Origin of the sequence: Hydrogenophaga sp. PBL-H3 (assembly GCF_010104355.1) — a bacterium.
Lineage (GTDB): Bacteria > Pseudomonadota > Gammaproteobacteria > Burkholderiales > Burkholderiaceae_C > Hydrogenophaga.
Map to the genome: position 1 here is coordinate 2,332,255 of NZ_CP044972.1, position 17,405 is coordinate 2,349,659.

Genomic DNA, 17,405 nt, shown 5'->3' on the forward strand with positions numbered 1-17,405 from the left:
CCCAAAGCCTCCACCGGACTTCACCCCATGCAACTCGAAGCCCTGCTGAACTTTCCCCGCGCGCTGCCCGCCATGTCGCGCACCGTGTCCGACCTGCTGGCGGAGATGAACAAGGACGACCCTAGCCCCAAGCGGGTGTCCGACCTGATCTCCCAGGACCCTTCGCTCACCACACGGGTGCTGCGCCTGTCCAACTCGGCATTTTTCCGGGTCAGCCGCAAGATCGGCAGCGCCGAAGAGGCCGTGGCCATGCTGGGCATGACCCATGTGCGTTCGCTGGTGATGGCCGCGGCACTGGGCTCCAGTTTCAAGAACGTGCCCGGCGTGAACCTGCCGCAGTTCTGGCGCTACAGCCTGCGCGTGGCCGACATTTCCAAATCGCTGGCGGGCGTGTTGCGCCAGAACGAGAGCAACGCCTTCACCGCCGGCCTGATCCACGCCATCGGCGACCTGATCATGCACATCGCCATGCCCGACCAGATCGCTCCGCTGGACATGGGCACACCACCCCTGGACCTGCAGCGTGCCCAGGCCGAGATGTCGATGTTTGGCTACACCTATGCCCAGGTGGGCGCCGGCATGGCTGAAAAGTGGCAATTCCCCACCACCATCGTCTCGGCCTTGAACAACCAGATCAGTCCCTTTGAAGGCGAGGCCTACGACCCGCTGGGTGGCGTGCTGCACCTGGCCTCGTGGCGCGCGCGTGCGGAGGAAATCCAGCTCGACGAAAACGGCCTGGTGGCCACCTTCCCTGACCTGGTGGGCCTCTCGCTGGGACTCGATCTGGACAGCGTGCTGGGCAAGGACCCGTCGGAGTGGTCGTTCAGCCAGGCACTGGGTGCATTCATTGACTGAAAAAGACCTCAAGTACACAGGCTTTCAGGCGATAAAAAACACAGCAAGCCTTCATCGGGTGAGCACCTAAAGGCGGGGAAAAACATGCAACTCGACAAGCTCTTGAAACGGCCAAACGCGCTGCCGTCGGCACCCAAGGTGGTGCGCAAGCTGATCGAGACCTTCGATCAGGAAGACGTTGATGCCATGTCGGCCGCCGCCCTCATCGAAGACGACCCGGTGCTCACCGCCAAGCTGCTCAAAACCGCCAACTCGGCTTTCTTCGGCCTGCACCGCTCGGTGTCCAATGCCCGCGAAGCGATCCAGGTGCTGGGTCTGATCAAGGTGCGTGCGCTGGTCATTGCGGCCTCGCTGGGCGAAGGCTTCCACGCCGTGGGCGGTGTCAACCTCAACCAGTTCTGGCGCTACAGCCTCAACACCGCCAACCTCTCGCGCTACATCGCCCTGCCGATCCGAATTGACGAAAACACCGCCTTCACCGCAGGCCTGATCCACGGCATTGGCGAACTGGTGATGCACGTGGGCATGCCCGAGGCCATGATCGATCTGGACCGCAGCGTGCCCATGCTCGACCTCAAGCGCACCACGGCCGAGCGTGGCCTGTTCGGCTACAGCTACGCCGAAGTGGGCGCCGCGCTGGCGCGCGAGTGGAACTTCCCCAAGCGCATGATCAACGCCATCGAGCACCAGACGGCGCCGTTCGAAAACGAGGTCTACGAGCCGATTGCCGGTGTGATCCACATCGGCTCCTGGCGTGCCCGGGCCGAAGAGCAGTCCATGCGCTCCGAGCTCCTGATCAACACCTACCCCGATCCGGTTGGCCTGGTGCTGGGCATCGACCCCGACACCGTGGTGGCCGAAGAGATTCCCTCCATCTCGCGCCACACCGAGATCACCGAAGCCGAAGAAACCCCGGGCGACTCGGTCACGACCTGAGCCAGGGTGTCTTGTGCCCATGGGCTGCGAGACAATCGCAGTCCATGCAAGCCCTTCGTCTGCACGCCGGCCCACGTGCCCGCCAACACATCGAGCAGCACGGCCTGCGTCCCCAGGACGTGGGTGTGATTCCCGCTGCCGCGGGTGGCCCCAAGGGGCTCATCCTCGGCCCGCTCGACCGCTTCCTGTTTGGTCACTGGTTGCCGCAAAGCAGCCAGCCGGTTCATCTGGTGGGCGCCTCCATCGGTGCGTGGCGCATGGCCACGGCTTGCCTGGGGGACTCGGTGGCGGCCTTCGAGCGGCTGGAGCGCGACTACATCGCCCAGCATTACGCCCTGCCTGCGGGCCAGAAGCGGCCCACCCCCGATCAGGTCAGCGAGCAGTTTGGCGGCAGCCTGAGGCGCTTCTATGGCGGGCGCATCCCGGAGGTGCTCCACCACCCGCGCTATCACCTGCACCTCGTCACCTCGCGCGGGCGCCATGTGCTGAGCCGGGAGGGTGGCGTGCGCACGCCACTGGGTTACCTGGGCGCGTTCGCTGCCAATGCGCTGCACCGCAAGGCGCTGGGTGCCTGGCTGGAGCGGGTGGTGTTCTCCACCACCCCCGAGCTGCCGTTTGCCACGCAGGATTTCCGCACCCGTCAGGTGCCGCTGAGCGAAGTCAACTTCATGGACGCGCTGCAGGCCAGCTGCTCCATTCCCTTCGTGCTGCGCCCGGTGCACAGCATCAATGGCGCGCCGCCCGGCGCCTACTGGGACGGTGGCATCACCGACTACCACCTGCACCTGAACTACCAGACCCCCTCAACGTCACCGATCGTGCTGTACCCGCACTTCCAGCAAGCGGTGGTGCCGGGCTGGCTGGACAAGCCCTGGAAAGGTCGGCATCGCAGCAGCGCGGCGCTGGACAGCATGCTGGTGCTCGCGCCCGATCCGGCCTGGGTGAAGACCCTGCCCAACGCCAAGCTGCCGGATCGCCAGGATTTCACCCGCTACGGCCCCGATCTCGCCGGGCGCATGAAGGCCTGGAGTGCCGCCACCGCGGCCAGCCGGCAGCTGGCCGACGAGTTCGCCCAGTGGCTTGAACGGCCCGATCCAGCCCAGGTGCTGCCGCTTTGAGAGGGCGGGGCAGGGGGATAATTGCGGTCATGTCCGCCGAGCCTTCCGCCCCCATGTACCTCACCGCCGCGCTCTACCAGTTCGTCGACCTTCCCGACTTCGCCGACCTGCGCGATCCACTGCAGGCCTGCTGCGAGGCGCACGGTGTCAAGGGCACGCTGCTGATCGCACGCGAAGGCATCAACGGCACCATCGCCGGGCCCGAGGCGGGCGTGCGCGCCGTGCTGGCACAGCTTCGCGCCGATGCACGCCTGGCCGGTCTGCCCCACAAGGAATCCTGGAGTGACCACCCGCCGTTTCATCGCATGAAAGTGCGGCTGAAGAAGGAGATCGTGACCCTGCGCGTGCCAGGCCTGGACCCGAACAAGACCGTGGGCCAATACGTGAAACCACAGGACTGGAACGCCTTGCTGGCCGACCCGGACGTGCTGGTGATCGACACCCGCAACGACTACGAGGTGGCCATCGGCACCTTCGCCGGTGCGGTCAACCCGAACATCAAGACCTTCACCGAACTGCCCGCCTGGCTGGACGCGCAACCGGCCCTGCAAGCCGGGAAGAAGCCCAGGGTGGCGATGTTCTGCACCGGCGGCATCCGCTGCGAAAAATCCACCGCGCTCATGAAGATGCGGGGCTTTGACGAGGTTTACCACCTGGAAGGCGGCATTCTCAAATACCTCGAAGAGATCCCACCCGCCCAGAGCACCTGGGAGGGTGAGTGCTTTGTGTTCGACGAACGCGTGAGCGTGGGCCACGGGCTGCAGCCCGGCCCGCACGAGCTCTGCCGCTCGTGCCGCTGGCCGCTGAGCGCGGCCGAGAAGGCCTCGTCGCTGTACGTCAAAGGCGTGAGCTGTCCCCACTGCCACGACCAGCGCACCCCGCAAGAGAAGGCCCAGCTGGCCGAGCGGCAGCGTCAGGTCGAACTGGCGGAATCACGCGGGCAGGTGCATGTGGGCGCGCGCCAGGACCGGCCCGACAACACCCCCCAAGGGCCGGCTTAACCGCAGGCAGGGGATCTGGCCGCGGCGCAGGGCGGCCGCCGCGTCCCAGCCCGCAGCCGTGAAGCCAGCGCGGCGCAACAGATGAAGCGACACCAGGTTGTCGCTGGCGATCAGCGCATCCGCCCTGGCCAGGCGCAGCCTCGTGGCCTCTTGAACGAGGTCTGCCAGCAGAGCGCCTGCGGCGCCTTGTTTCCAGTGCTGTTGATCGGTCTGGTAGACCAGCATGGCGAAAGCGCCATCACCGGTGCCGTACACGCTCAGACTGCCTTTGCCCACCCAGGGCTGGGAATCTGTGCAGGTGATCACCCGGGTCAGAAACCGCGCGGTATCTTGACGGGCCATGAGCCTGTCGAAAGCCTGCTTCAGACCGGCTTCGCTGTAATAGCAGCTCGGGTGTGGCTCATTGAAGTGTTCAAACGGTTCGCGGTTGGTTTGCTCGAATTCGACGAAAGCAGCGCGGTCTTGCGGTGCCAGCGGTCTGGTGCAAAAGCGGGACATCACACCGGCAACGGAAGGTAGTGCGCGTAGCTCGCAGGGCCACCTTCACCCGCATGCACCACGCTGTGCGGCGTCGGGCGGGTGGCCGTTCCCAGCAAGACGGGTGGCTGGCGTTGCGCGATCGCCCAGTAGGGCTTGTTCAGCAGCATGGCGCGAAGGTGCCGGCCTTCGCGCGTGGCTTCCACCCATTGCCCGGCGGGGGCCAGTTGTGAAGGCGAGGGGTTGCGTCCGTCGATCAAGGCCAGCCATGTGTGGCCAAACAGGAGGATGTTGGCCATCAGGGTGCCGCGCGCCAGCCGGCAGGCCTGCTCGAACAACATCAGGGCCTTGCTCGCATTGCCCTCGGCGTATTCGATCATCCCCTCCACGGCGAGCGCCGTGGCCTGCCGGGTTTGAAGCGGGCGGTGTTCGTGTCTGGCCTGCAGCCGCTGCAGCAGGGCGCGGGCCGCGCGCCGGTTGCCCGCTACCAGAGCCAGTTGAGCCACGAAGAGCCAGTGATCCTCCGCGCACCAGACACCGAAATCGGCCAGCTCCTCCATGGCCTCCTCGGCCAGCGACAGCGCCTGCACCGCATTCCCGGTCAGATAGCACCGCCGGGCCTGCAACCAGCGGCCCACCGCGCTGCCCATGGGCGCTGCGCGCAATGCCGGCTGCTCGACCGCGCTCAGGCAGGCCCCCAGTCCAGCCTGATCATCGCATCGCGAATGAAGACTGCCGAGTTGAAGATGGGCAAACAGCCGGGCCAGCGCCGATCCGCTTTTCTCACTCGCTTTCAAGCCAGCTTCAAGTTGTCGGCGGCAGGTATCCCAATCGCCCCGCGCACAGGATTGCAGACCTTGCAAGACCTGGACACGGGCGGTCATGGTTGTCAGGCCCAACCAGCGTGCGGCGGCCACTCCGTCGGCGTGGGTGTCGGCGACACCGCCGGGCCCCATGACCATGTGGTCCAGTTCGCATCGCAGCAGATGCAAGCGGCAGACCATGTCGGGAGAGGGCACCTGATTCACCAGGGTGGCCGCTTCCCGCCACAGCACGAGCGCCTCACTGGCCTTGCCCGCTGTGGCCAGCACATGAGAGGCCAGCAGCAGCGCCCTGGCGTGGCAGCCGTGGGGCGCAGCGTGGCGCACCAGGGCCACGCCGCTCATGGCCTGCTCCACGGCCTTGGCCGTGCGGTGCAGGTGGAGGTCGTACACGGCGCAGCACAGGTGTGCCCACCCTTCGTGCGCGCAGTCTTGCGCCACGCTGGCCAGTTGCGCCATGCGCTGTGCGCTGGCAGGCGTGTCTTCGTCCCCTCGCTGGGCGATCACCAGCACGTACTCGGCCCAGATGGGCAGCGGGCACTGAGGCATGTCGATGCAGATGGCCATCAGTGGCAGCGCTTTGTCGGCCTGATCGAGCGCCACGGCCAGCGACACCAACTGGCTCGATTCTTCCCAGAACCTGGCTTCCTGCCCCGGCGTGGGTTGCAGACCCGATTGCATGCGCGCGATGAGAGCCACCTCACGGGCCGCCCGCAGGGCCAGTTCGGCGGGGGCGGGCCCCTCGATCTGGTTGCCATGGCCGACGCCGTCGATCTGCATCCACCACTCCAGCCGGAATTGCTCGCCGAGCGCTGTCATCCGGCTGTGCACCATCGGTATGCCGATCTCCCGGATGCCGCTCCTCTGACCGTCGACCCAATGGCCGCCATCCTCCTCCAGCGATTCGTGCAGCCGGATCGCCTCGCTTGCCGGGACGGTGGGCACGCCGTGACCGTGCAACACATGGGTGGCCACCGAAATCAGGCCATAGCGGACCCAGGACAGGTCCGCGCGGGGAAGGGCGCAGTCGGTGGGAAGCCACAGGATGCGGGTCGGACCAGGTGAGCGCAGCGGGGGCGCAGTGGGTGACGACGAGTGGATGGCCCTTCGAACTTCGCTGGCGAACCGGTAACCCACCCGGTGAATCGTCTTGATCGGGCCTGGCTCTTTGCCGGTGATGCCCAGTGCCTTTCGTACTTTCATGATGCTTTGCGCGATGACCGATTCGGAGACGAAGTGGTTGCCCCACACCTGCTCCAGCAATTCGTCCTTGCTGGCAACCCGCCCTTCAAGCTTCAGGAGGTAGAGGATCAAGTCGAACGACCGGCGTTCGATCTTCTGGGCCACGCCGTCGCGCAAAAGCTCTCGCGTGTCGCTGCGAATGACGCAATTCGCGAAGTGGTACTCCTCCCGCCAGGCGCTGTTTTTTTCCGTCATCTTGGGTTCCTTGTGGGCGATTCGCCATGCCATGCCTCCACCGTGTCGAGTTTTCGGGGAAAGCGGTTCAGAGATCCCCCACCCTGGGCCAATTGCACAGGGGTTGCCTCGGCCGAGCCAGACGGCCTGCGACGACCTTGTCGAACCTTCATGTATACGATGTAAGTATTAATTAGCTCGAATGGATGCGACTTTATAGAACCTTGGGACCGCACGCGCCATCGGTTCGTCAACCCAGGAAATCGGGCCTGCGCCCTCGGCGCTACGTCTGGGCCGCGGCGTCGTTGCGCTGGCGGTCGCGCTGGATCTCGGGCAAGCGGTGTGCCACGTAGGTGCCCGTGCTCAGGCCCAGCAGGTACAGAAGTTCCGGCCCGAAGACGGGCATTTGCAAGTCGTCGAGGACATCGGCCAGGAAGACGATGACCAGTGCAACGGTCCAGGCCAACATCTGGAATCGGGCGATGGAGCAGCCCTCGTCGTCGGAAACCAGTTCGCGCATGAAGCGGCGTGCGGTCCAGCGTGGTGCAAGAAAGCCGTCTGTGTCGCCAGACTGCAAGGTCCCCGTCGCCGTGATCGGGCCTGCGGCCTTCACGAACGTGTCGCCCAGCGCGGTGCCGGCGCTGATGCTCAGGGTCGACAGGATGGAGCTGTTCAAGGTGTCGAAGTTGCCCGTGGCCAGCCAGATCACGAGGAATGCGCTGAAGATCACGAAGAACCACAGCGCGAGTTGAACCTTGGCCAGGCTGAATCGGTGGGCCAGCGTACCGTCCAGCAACTTGTACCGCTCCATCAACAGGGTGGTGTGCACCGCCAGGGCGCAGAACGCCGCGCTGAACGTGGCCACGATCAGCACGGCGGCCAGCAACCAGCGCCAGTTGATGACCGTGAGCAGCGCACGCCGGCTCGTCCGTGTGAAGTCGGTCGCGAACGGATCGACCTGCTCCAGGCCCACGCTGAATTGCACCGCCCGCTGGAAGGTCAGCGGGCTGAGCAGGTGCGTCCAGGTGTCCCGGTTCTGCGCAGTGATCCGCAGGTGGAACTGCAGCCGCCCCTGACCCAGGTCCACCGCCAGCGGCGTCACGCCGGTGAGGGCCCGCCCGTCGATGTAGGGCACCAGTTGCCAGGCGGGGTGCACCGACGCGGGACCTGTGCGCGTGGCAGCGGGCCCACCGATCGCCAGATTCCAGTCGGCCAGGCGATCCACCTGGACTTCGATGATCCGGTCGATCTCCAGCTCGCCCATGAGTGCGCTCACATGGGGCGCCTGGGGTGTTGCCGGGGCGGCCATCGGCTGGGCCCGGGTCACGGACGACAGGAGCACCAGCAGGCACACCAGCGCCCCTCCAAGAACACGGCTCATGGGCTCACCTCGTGCGCTGTGATGCTCAGGCTTCGGCACCGAGCAGCGACTGGGCCTGTTTCCACAGCAACTCACGATGCTGCTGGCCGAGCAGCGCGCCATTGATGGCAACGGTGAGTTGTTCGAAAGCCTGCTGTGTGGCGGGGTCGGCCAGTTTGTTGCCCTGGATGTGCTGCCAGTACCACCCGGCCGCGCGCGCGGCGGCGGCCGGTTGCAGCAAGGCATCGGGCTGGTTGACCAGATCGAGCTGCAGGGCGGCACCCGCTTCGCCGTAGAGGGATCGCCCGGTCAGCTGGATGAGGCCGCGTCCCCGGTAGCGCCAGCCGTCGCCGCTGCCCTCGGGGCCATTGCCCATCCGGCAGGCATAGACCACATTGGCCAGCGCTTCAGGACGGTGCTCGAACAGGTTGGCATCCAGGCGGCCATCGGGTTCGTCCGGGGCCAGGTAGAAATGCCTGGGCCACACTTCGGGCAGGCGGCTGGCGCTGTAGGCAAGGTTCTCCTGCACCGCGCGCAGCCCGTCCGATTCGTGGACGATCTGCGCCAGAAACGCCGCCTCGCGGGCCGGCGTGTTGATCTGGAACTCGGCCATGGCAACGCCAAGGGGTTGCAGCCATGGCGCGACTTCGTTGCTGGGCCTGCCTGTGAGGGTGGCCAGATCGTTGGCTGTCATGGGCCCGCTCCTCACTGGGTGGTGGTGGCGTCGGCTGCCGCGCTGTCGTCACCCTGGATCGCCAGGAATTTGTCGGGGTAATACTTGGTCATCCACATCTGGGCCAGCTGGGTGCGCGTGATGGGTTTGAGGTAGTAGTTGATCGGCACGCCGATACCGCCTTTTCGGGCCGCCTCGACATAGTTGTCAAACGCCGTCATCAGGGAATTGACGTCGAGCACCTTGACCTTCATGCCCTGGATCTCGCCGAGCTTGCTCAGCACACTCTGCACGGTGTTGGCCTGCAGCTCGGTGAACGCCTGGCCTGAGCGGGCGCTGGCTGCCAGTGTCTGCATGGACTGCAGGCCCGTGTTGGCGGTGGTGGCCATGGCCGCCAGCGCATCCATGGTGGTCTTGCCCTCTTCGACAGCGAATGTCTTCACGGCCATCTGCACGTCGGTGGATGCAATGCCCAGGATCACGCCCGAGGTGATCACCGTGACGTGGGACGTGATTTCCTGGCGGCTGAGCAGGCTTTTCTCGTCACTGGCCTCGGTGTCCTCGACGCCCAGCGAGCCGCTGGCCGAGCTGAAGAAGTTCTTCCGGTCCACCATGACCTGCGCCTCGCCGACTTCGGACTCCATCTGCTGGCTGGTGGCCGTGGTCTCCTTGCGCAGGATGTGCACCATGCCGACGAAGCTGGAGCCGTGGGTGGCACCGGAGATGATGTTGAAGGATTTCTCTCCCGAGGTGCCTTCCTGCTTGGCAATCTGCGCCATGGTGGTGGCGTCGGGCCGGATCTTGTCCTTGGCGTCGGGAAACAGCTGGTTCCACACACGGATGGCCTTGTCCACATCGAGCACCAGCGGCGCCAGAACGGATGCCTGGCGGTGCGTGCAGCTGGCCGTGAGCACGAGGGTACCCGCGATCTTGTGCATCTGCCGCTGCCGGTTGATCTGCTTGACCGCGGTCTGCGCGACTTCAAACGAGGCATCGCTGTCGGTGTCGCTACCGGCCAGGCTGATGAATCGCTGGATGTTGGAAATGGTGTTCTGGGCCTTCTGCTCGTTTTCGTCAAAGGAGAAGTACTGGGCATCCATCTTCAAGGTGTCCGCAGCCAGGGGCATCTGTTTGATCACGGTGCGCTGGTAGTCGATCGGACTCTCGACACCCGAGTTGACCAGCTGCACCTTGGCCCGCAGTGGCTGCATCTGCAGTTCCTGCTGCACGCGTGTGGTGGCGTAGCTGACGGCGGCCTTCTCCAGCTGGGTGTTCACCTCGGGCATCTTGTCGATGAGGTCCTTGGGATCGATGTTCATGTTCACCAGTTCGCTGGCGGTCATTTCCAGGCCACGCTTGAGCGAGATGAACGAATTGAGCGTGTCTTGCGCCGCATCGACCGGCGCCTGCAGGGCCGACATGGCCAGCAGGGTGTCCATGGCCGCGGGATGAACGATGCTGCCCAGCACGAGGGACGGCGAATAGGGAATGGTGGAAGGCATGGGGTTGGCTCCGGAAAGGGGTTGAATGGCACAGGGACGCAGGTGTCAGCGCGCCGGTTGCGCTCAGCTGGTTGCCGTGGTGTCCTTCTTCGGACGTGGGGTGTCATCGCCCTGGATGTCGAGGTACTTGTTGGGGTAGTACTTGGACACCCACATCTCGGCGAGCTGGGTTCGCGTGATGGGCTTGAGGTAGTAGTTGATCGGCACGCCGATGCTGGCCTCGGACGTGGCGGCCGAGGCGGTGTTCACGTAGTCCTCGAACGCCACCACCATCGACGAAATGTCGAGCATGCTGTTTTGCCCATCGTCGAGCCTGGACAGGCTCTGCATGACGCTTTCGATGGTGGCGGTCTTGAGGGCAACGAACTCGCCTTTGGTGCGCGCTGCCGTGGCGGCCTGCTGCACCGAGGAGCGATCGGCCGAGGTGAAATCAGAGAGCTTGGCCAGGCTGGTCATCATGTCCGACGGATCAAAGTTGGCGAACTGCTTGACGCCCAGCGAGACCTGGTTGGCCTTGATCGTGGGGATGTAGCCCGCCGTGATCAGCGTGACGTGGGAGTTGATGTTCTGCGTGCTCAACAGCCGCTTGACGTCCCGGGCAAAGTCCTTGTCCACACCGAAACCGCCTTTGAGCGAGGCGATCGCAGAGCCCAGCGCCAGCGTGCCTTTCAAGGAGCCCGCACGCGAGTCATCGTCCTGGCTGGAGGAGGTGCTCTCGGTGTTGAGCAGGTGGACCATGCCCACGAAACTCGACCCCAGGGTGGAGCCCGAGATGATGTTGAACGATTTCTCGGCGGTGGTGCCTTCCTGCTCTGCGATCTGCTCGATGGTGCTTTCATCCATGCGGATCTTGTCCTTGGCGCCGGGAAACAGCTGGTTCCACACCCGGATGGCCTTGTCCACGTCCAGACACAGCGGTGCGAGCACCTGCGCCTCCTTGTGGGTGCAGGTTGCGGTCAGCACCAGCGTGCCGGAAATCTTGTGCAACTGGCGCTGCTTCTCCACCTGGTCCACGGCCGTCTTGGCCATGTCGAACGAGGCGCCCTGTCCCAGGAACGAGGTGGCCGCGCTCACGTAGGTCTTGATGTTGGAGAGGGTGTCGCTGTCGTTTTCGCTGTTGTCGTCGAAGGCAAAGAACTGGGCGTCCATCTTCAGCGAGTCGGCCGCCAGCGGCATGGTCTTGATCTGCGTGCGGTTGTAGTCGATCGGACTCTCGACACTGGCGTTGACCATCTGCATCTTGGCGCGCAGGGGTTGCAGTTTGAGTTCCTGCTCCAGGCGCGTGGTGGCGTAAGCGGTCGCCGCCTTGTCGACGTCGGTGCCGACCTCCTGGACCTTCTTGAGCAGGTCTTTGGGGTCCAGACCCATGTTGATGAGTTCCTGCACGGTCATCTCCAGGCTGCGCTTCATGGAAATGAACGAGTTCAGGGTTTCCTGCGCGGCATCGATCGGCGTCTGCGCAGCCGACACGGCCAGCAGGTTCTCCATCGCGGCGGGCTCGATGATGCTGCCCAGCACGAGTGAGGGCGAGTAGGGGATGGTGGTCGACATGAGTGACTCCTGAAAGGAAGGAAGGGTGGGACGCCGGGTCAGAACTTGGGGACCATCGCCGCTTCGCCGGGCGGGTTGAAGGACAAGGTGGCCCTGCAGGACGCCAGCTGCGCGCCGTTGTGTGCGCCCAGCTTGCGGCGCAGGTTGTCGCGGTGTGTGTTCACGGTGTAGGGACTGATGTTCAGTTCCCGGGCGATCTGTTTGGACGTCAGCCCGCGTGCAATGAAATCGAGAATTTCGGTTTCGCGAGCGGTCAGGGGGGTGTCGGAAGAATGCAGGAGAGATGCGAATGTCATGGTCGACCCAGGTTGGTGGTTGTCTGAGCTCAATTCAGATGCACCGACCCCGGGAGCCCCGCTTGATGCGAGGCAGTCTTTATCCGTGGCGGCATCGAATTCAGTGAGGGCAGTCTGCGGCAATCACCCGTTGGAGGATTGACGAACAGGTTATGAAACGCTCATGAATCGATGACTCGGCAAACGCGCCCCAAAGGAGAGCGAAAGACCTTGCAGTGACCCGCGCAAGGCACGAAAAAAAGTCGCGACAGCAGGCTGTCGCGACCAGAAACGGGAGGGGCAGACCCGGCGAGCGGGAGTGCGGGGAGTTGGGCTGTGCCGGGGCTGCAGCCCCCAGCTCACAGGGCGGCTTGCAGCATGGCCCGGTAGTCCTCGGGTGTCGCCAGGCGAGGATTGGTCTTGTGGCAATGGTCGGCCATCGCGCCTTCGATCACCTTGTCGAACAGGTCGGGCGTGACCCCCATGGCGGCCAGGCCAGTGGGCAGGCCCAGGCGGGCGTTCATCTCGGTGATGGCCTCGGCCACATCACCCCCGCTGGCCAGACCCATGGCGTGTGCCATGCGCTGCAGGCGCCTGTCCCTCTTCATCGATTCGGCTTCGGCGTTGAAGCGGATCACGGCTGGCAGGAACACGGCGTTGAGCGTGCCGTGGTGCAGGCGTGGATTGACACCGCCCAGGCTGTGGCTGAGCGAATGCACGCAGCCCAGGCCCTTCTGAAACGCCATCGCGCCCTGCATGCTGGCGCTCATCATGTTCAGGCGCGCGTCGCGGTCCTGCCCGTTCTTCGTGGCGCGCTCGATGTGGGCCCAGCCCCGCGCCAGGCCATCCAGCCCGATGCCGTCGGCCGGTGGGTTGAAGGGCGGCGCCATGAAGGTTTCCATGCAGTGGGCAATGGCGTCCATGCCGGTGGCGGCGGTCAGCATGGGCGGCAGGCCGATCGTGAGTTCGGGGTCGAGCAGCGCGGTCTTGGGCACCAGGTGCCAGCTGTGGAAACCGAGCTTGCGGCCGTCATCCACGATCACGATGGCACCGCGCGCGACCTCGCTGCCGGTACCGGCCGTGGTGGGCACGGCAATGAGCGGCGGCACCCGCTCGGTGATCTTCGGTGAGCCGCCTTCGATGGTGGCGTAGGTCTTGAGCGGGCCCTCGTGCGTGCAGGCAATCGCCACGCCCTTGGCGCAGTCGATGGCACTGCCGCCACCGAGGGCAATGAGTCCGTCGCAGCCTTGCGACTGGTACACCGCCACCGCGGCACGCACCCCAGCCTCGGTGGGGTTCGACGGCGTCTGGTCGAACACGGCAGGCTGCAGGCCGGGCAGGGCGGCGGTGGCCTTGTCCAGCAGGCCGGCGGCCTTCACGCCGGCGTCGGTCACGATGAGCGGGCGGCGGATTCCCACGCGCTCGCATTCGGCCTGCAACTGCGAGAGCACGCCGAAGTCGATCAGGATGTTGGTGATGTAGAGGATCTGGGCCAAGGCGGTCTCCGGTGCAGGTTTTGTGGTTGGCACCACTGTACGGTGGGCTCCGCCATCCGCCTACGGCGTCAACCCGCGCGCCGTCACCCAAAAGACAGGCCATGCCCGCCGGGTTGTGGCACCCGGCCGCGAGGGCCGCGACAATCAGCTCCCATGTCGCACCACCCAGATCCCCGCGCGCTGCTGACCCCGGCCATGCGCCATGTGCTGGAGCGCATTGCGCGCGCCGGCCACATGCCCCTGCACGCTCTCACACCGGCCCAGGCCAAGCTGGCCTACGAAGCCGGCGCGGGTGTGCTGGAGATCCCTTCGCACAAGCTGGCGCGGGTGGAAGACCTGCGCTTTGCCGCACGCGACGGCGCCGAGCTGCGCGCGCAGTTGTTCGCACCGGCCTCCGATGTCGCCTTGCCTGTGCTGCTGTACTTCCACGGCGGCGGTTTCACCGTGGGCAGCGTGGCCACGCACGCTGCGCTGTGCCGCCACCTCGCTCACCTGGCGCATTGCGCGGTGGTGTCGGTGGACTACCGGCTGGCGCCCGAATGGAAGTTTCCGGCCGCGGCCTTTGATGCCTGGGACAGCCTGGTGGGTTTGCGTGCCCAGTGCACCGGGCTGGGGCTCGATGCCGCGCGCATCGCGGTGGGCGGCGACAGTGCGGGTGGCACGCTGGCCGCCGTGACGGCGATTGCGGCGCGCGATGCGGGCGTGCCGCTGGCACTGCAGATGCTGTTTTATCCGGGCTGCGTGGGCCACCAGGACACGGCATCGCACAAGACCTTCGCCGAAGGCTTCCTGCTGGAAGAGCCGCACATCAGCTACTTCTTCGGCCACTACCTGCGCAGTGCGGCCGACCGGGACGACTGGCGCTTTGCCCCGCTCGATGGCGTGGACGAAAGTGGCCATGAGCGCGAACTCGACGATGTGGCGCCGGCCTGGATCGGCCTGGCCGAATGCGACCCACTCACCGACGAGGGCGTGATGTACGCCGACCGGCTGAGACACGCGGGCGTGCCGGTGGACATCGAGATCTACGCTGGCGTGGTGCATGGCTTCATCAACTTCGGTCGTGCCATTCCCCAGGCACTGACCGCCCACAACGACGCAGCCCGGGCGCTGCGCCAAGCTTTCAAAGAGACCTGACATGACTTTGCAACGCTCCGATTTCCGCTTCTTCCACCGCCTGCGCGTGCGCTGGGCCGAGGTGGACATGCAGAAGATCGTCTTCAACGCGCACTACCTGATGTATTTCGACACCGCGATCACCGACTACTGGCGCGCGTTGGGCCTGCCGTACCAGGAAAGCATGGCGCAGCTGGGCGGCGATCTGTACGTGGTGAAGGCCACTGTGGAGTTCCACGCCTCGGCGCGGGCGGACGACCAGATCGAGGTGGCCATGAAATGCACCCGCATCGGCAACTCGTCTCTCACCTTCACGGGCGCCATCTTCCGGGGCGACGAACACCTCATCACCGGGGAGATCATTTACGTGTTTGCCGATCCGGCCACGCAGACCTCGCGCCCGGTGCCGGCAGCGCTGCGCGACACCCTCAACGCCTACGAGGCGGGCGAAGCGGTGACCGAGGTGCGCGTGGGTTCCTGGCGTGAACTGGGCACCGACGCGCAGCGCCTGCGCACCGAGGTGTTTGTGCAAGAGCAGCGCATTCCCAAGGAGCTGGAGTGGGACGAAGCCGACACCACGGCCGTGCATGCGGTGGCCTACAACCGGCTGGGTCGCCCGCTGGCCACCGGACGCCTGCTGGCCCATGAGCCAGGCAGCTCCAAGATCGGTCGCATGGCGGTGGACCGCACCCTGCGCGGCTCCCGCCTGGGGCGCGATGTGCTGCACGCCTTGATGGACGCCGCACGCGAGCGCGGTGACGCCGAGGTGCTGCTGCACGCGCAGCGCAGCGCCCAAGGCTTTTACGACCGCCTGGGTTTCACGGTGCTGGGTGAGCCTTTTGAAGAAGCCGGCATCCCGCACGTGACGATGTTCAAGCGCCTCTGAGGCTCACCACACCAGCGTTTCGCGTCGGGCTTGTTCGGGCACCAGGCCGGCCACGGGCAGGGCGGGGTCGTGGGTCCATTCATCCACCGTCACGGCGAAGCCCTGCACCAGCGCGCGCACGCTGACCACGTGGCTGGTGCGCGTGCCATAGGCGCGACCCGCCATGCGCACGAAGGGGCTGGAGAGTGCGCGCTCCAGGTCCTCGGGCACTCCGGTGTGCGGCAGTTCAAGGTCCTGCTCCGGCTGTTCGTGGGTCAGTGCACGGGACAGGGGTGACAGCCAGTCGCATGCGGTGCCAAGCGATTCGCCGAGCGCGGCCTTCAGTCGCCGGGTCTTGGGCCACGGCGTGTCCAGGCTCGCGTTGGACAGTCCATAAATGCCCATGCCGAGCGCACGCCGGTGCAGCACGTTTGCCTGTGCGCCGTGCGGCGCGTCGGGGTCGCGGTTGCCCAGCCAGTGCCACGCGCGGGCGTGAAAGTCGCCCACCACCAGGTTGAAGGCGCCGTATTCGGCAGGGGCAATGCCGGCTGCAAACCGCTCGGCATCACCAGCGCTTTGCAGCCAGCGCGTGACCAGCTCACCACGGCTGCGCAGGGCGGGTTCCTGCATCGGTTGGCGAACATTGGTCAGCATCGCCACGCGGCCCTGCGGGCTCAGGCCCAGCCAGGTGCCGCCGTCGCGCAGGTCGCGTCCACCCACCACCTCGGTGCCGTCGTCGAGCAGCCAGCGGTGCAGCGGCGCGGTGGGGCGGTCCAGGAATTCGTCGCGGTTGGCGGCGATCAACAGGGGCCAGGCCGGATCGGTGTTGAGCGCGAAGGCAATCAGGCACATGGCCGGACCCCGTTCAGATGTCGTCGAGCAGCGGGTAGGGCAGGGGCATCAGCGCCAACGCCGGCCCGTCGATGCTGCCCGCGTGCAGGCTGCCCTCGGCCGCTGCGCTGGTCTGCATGGAAACGATGGCGTCGAAACCGCCCGCTGGATGGGGCGCGGCCTGCACCACCGTGCCGCAAGGTTGCTCGGTGTCGCTGCTGTGGAACAACTCCTGGCCAGCCGCCAGGGCTTCAGGGCTGTGCACCAGATAGGCCCGGCGCTTGAGCGTGCCGCGGAACTGACTGCGCGCCACCACCTCCTGGCCGGGATAGCAACCCTTCTTGAAATTCACGCCACCGACCGACTCGTAGTTCAGCATCTGCGGCACGAAGGCTTCGAACACCGGCTGGCTGAGCGTGGCCACCGCGCTCTTCACGTCCAGCCAGTTCCACAGGTCTTCGCTCAAGTCCGCCCCGGCGGGCGCCGCGGCGCTGGCGGGAGCCACCCGCAGCGCCCGGGGGGTCCCGTCGGCGGGGTACAGGCGCACCACGCTGGCATCGCCCTCGCGCCACTGTGTCCACGGCGCCGCTGGCAACGCGGTGGGCACGGCGCTGCCGGCCAGGCCCCAGATGGCGAAGGTCTCGCTGGCGTCGCTGAGCCTGGCTTTGGCGCGCAAGACAAACATCGACAGCCGCTTGAGCGTGGTAGGCAGCAGGTCTTTGCTGCAGACCAGCAGGATCTGGTCGTGGCTGCGCTTGAAGCCCACGAAGCTGGCCTGCATGCGGCCCTTGGCCGAGCAGAAGGCCGCAAGACGGGCTTCGGACAGGCCTAGCAGCGCAAAGTCCTGCGTGAGCTGGCCGTGGAGGAACTTCGCGGCGTCTTCCCCATCGACCTGGATCACGCCCAGGCTGCTCAGCCGGGCGATGCCATGAAGGGAAGTGGTGTCCGCGGACGTCAGGGATGGGGTCATGGGGGTGTGGGTGGTGGTCATGTCGGGCGCCTGGGGGAGATGCAAGGTGCCGGGAACGCTTGGGTAGGCACGCCGCGCTGAATGAGGTGCCCGATTATCATCTCGTGCCCGCGCCAGACCCCTGGCGCCCGACCCATCACCC

The 17,405-nt window shown here is 65.9% G+C and carries 16 protein-coding genes; 6 read left to right on the forward strand and 10 right to left on the reverse strand.

What is annotated here, in order from left to right; genetic code table 11:
- Positions 1 to 27 precede the first annotated feature (27 nt).
- The 4 genes from F9Z44_RS10855 to trhO all read left to right on the forward strand — a co-directional run bounded on the left by F9Z44_RS10855 (position 28) and on the right by trhO (position 3,910).
- Positions 28 to 855, forward strand: a complete 828-nt coding sequence (locus F9Z44_RS10855; protein ID WP_159606024.1) for an HDOD domain-containing protein — start codon at positions 28 to 30, stop codon at positions 853 to 855.
- An 84-nt stretch (positions 856 to 939) separates the two neighbouring features.
- Positions 940 to 1,791 (forward strand): HDOD domain-containing protein, encoded by an 852-nt coding sequence (locus F9Z44_RS10860; protein WP_159606026.1) that lies wholly within the window; start codon positions 940 to 942, stop codon positions 1,789 to 1,791.
- Between the two features lie 44 nt (positions 1,792 to 1,835).
- Complete coding sequence (locus F9Z44_RS10865) at positions 1,836 to 2,909, forward strand: patatin-like phospholipase family protein (protein WP_159606028.1); 1,074 nt, start codon at positions 1,836 to 1,838, stop codon at positions 2,907 to 2,909.
- Positions 2,910 to 2,938: 29 nt separating this feature from the next.
- Positions 2,939 to 3,910 carry an oxygen-dependent tRNA uridine(34) hydroxylase TrhO gene (gene trhO / locus F9Z44_RS10870; protein WP_159606030.1) on the forward strand — a complete coding sequence of 324 codons (972 nt, stop codon included), beginning with the start codon at positions 2,939 to 2,941 and terminating at the stop codon, positions 3,908 to 3,910.
- On the opposite strand, the gene F9Z44_RS10875 is transcribed toward trhO, so the two are convergent.
- From F9Z44_RS10875 to F9Z44_RS10910, 8 genes are all read right to left on the reverse strand, one after another.
- On the reverse strand, positions 3,842 to 4,408 hold the full coding sequence (locus F9Z44_RS10875; RefSeq protein ID WP_159606032.1) for a GNAT family N-acetyltransferase: 567 nt from the start codon (positions 4,406 to 4,408) through the stop codon (positions 3,842 to 3,844). The two genes, trhO and F9Z44_RS10875, sit on opposite strands and share 69 nt — an antisense overlap.
- Complete coding sequence (locus F9Z44_RS10880; protein WP_159606034.1) at positions 4,408 to 6,645, reverse strand: winged helix-turn-helix domain-containing protein; 2,238 nt, start codon at positions 6,643 to 6,645, stop codon at positions 4,408 to 4,410. Before F9Z44_RS10880 ends, F9Z44_RS10875 begins: the two co-directional genes overlap by 1 nt.
- Before the next feature lie 262 nt (positions 6,646 to 6,907).
- Positions 6,908 to 8,005: a hypothetical protein gene (locus F9Z44_RS10885; protein WP_159606036.1), complete on the reverse strand. Its 1,098-nt coding sequence runs from the start codon at positions 8,003 to 8,005 to the stop codon at positions 6,908 to 6,910.
- 25 nt (positions 8,006 to 8,030) lie between these two features.
- Positions 8,031 to 8,678, reverse strand: coding sequence for a glycoside hydrolase family 19 protein (locus F9Z44_RS10890; protein WP_159606038.1), 648 nt, complete (start codon positions 8,676 to 8,678; stop codon positions 8,031 to 8,033).
- 11 nt (positions 8,679 to 8,689) lie between these two features.
- A complete protein-coding gene (locus F9Z44_RS10895; protein WP_159606040.1) occupies positions 8,690 to 10,159 on the reverse strand; it encodes a hypothetical protein in 1,470 nt (489 codons plus the stop codon).
- Between the two features lie 63 nt (positions 10,160 to 10,222).
- Positions 10,223 to 11,710 carry a hypothetical protein gene (locus F9Z44_RS10900; RefSeq protein WP_159606042.1) on the reverse strand — a complete coding sequence of 496 codons (1,488 nt, stop codon included), beginning with the start codon at positions 11,708 to 11,710 and terminating at the stop codon, positions 10,223 to 10,225.
- 38 nt (positions 11,711 to 11,748) lie between these two features.
- Positions 11,749 to 12,006 carry a response regulator transcription factor gene (locus F9Z44_RS10905; protein ID WP_159606044.1) on the reverse strand — a complete coding sequence of 86 codons (258 nt, stop codon included), beginning with the start codon at positions 12,004 to 12,006 and terminating at the stop codon, positions 11,749 to 11,751.
- Positions 12,007 to 12,344: 338 nt separating this feature from the next.
- On the reverse strand, positions 12,345 to 13,481 hold the full coding sequence (locus tag F9Z44_RS10910) for an iron-containing alcohol dehydrogenase (protein ID WP_159606046.1): 1,137 nt from the start codon (positions 13,479 to 13,481) through the stop codon (positions 12,345 to 12,347).
- A gap of 153 nt (positions 13,482 to 13,634) precedes the next feature.
- On the opposite strand from F9Z44_RS10910, the gene F9Z44_RS10915 reads away from it, so the two are divergent.
- Positions 13,635 to 14,618, forward strand: a complete 984-nt coding sequence (locus F9Z44_RS10915) for an alpha/beta hydrolase (protein ID WP_159606048.1) — start codon at positions 13,635 to 13,637, stop codon at positions 14,616 to 14,618.
- 1 nt (position 14,619) lies between these two features.
- Complete coding sequence (locus tag F9Z44_RS10920) at positions 14,620 to 15,483, forward strand: YbgC/FadM family acyl-CoA thioesterase (protein WP_159606050.1); 864 nt, start codon at positions 14,620 to 14,622, stop codon at positions 15,481 to 15,483.
- Between the two features lie 3 nt (positions 15,484 to 15,486).
- Here the strand turns inward: F9Z44_RS10920 and F9Z44_RS10925 are convergent, their stop codons facing one another.
- The gene (locus F9Z44_RS10925) at positions 15,487 to 16,314 is read right to left on the reverse strand and encodes an NRDE family protein (protein ID WP_159606052.1); all 828 of its coding nucleotides are present in this window, start codon (positions 16,312 to 16,314) and stop codon (positions 15,487 to 15,489) included.
- Positions 16,315 to 16,327: 13 nt separating this feature from the next.
- Positions 16,328 to 17,263 (reverse strand): CAF17-like 4Fe-4S cluster assembly/insertion protein YgfZ, encoded by a 936-nt coding sequence (gene ygfZ, locus F9Z44_RS10930; RefSeq protein WP_159606054.1) that lies wholly within the window; start codon positions 17,261 to 17,263, stop codon positions 16,328 to 16,330.
- Between the last annotated feature and the right edge of the window lie 142 nt (positions 17,264 to 17,405).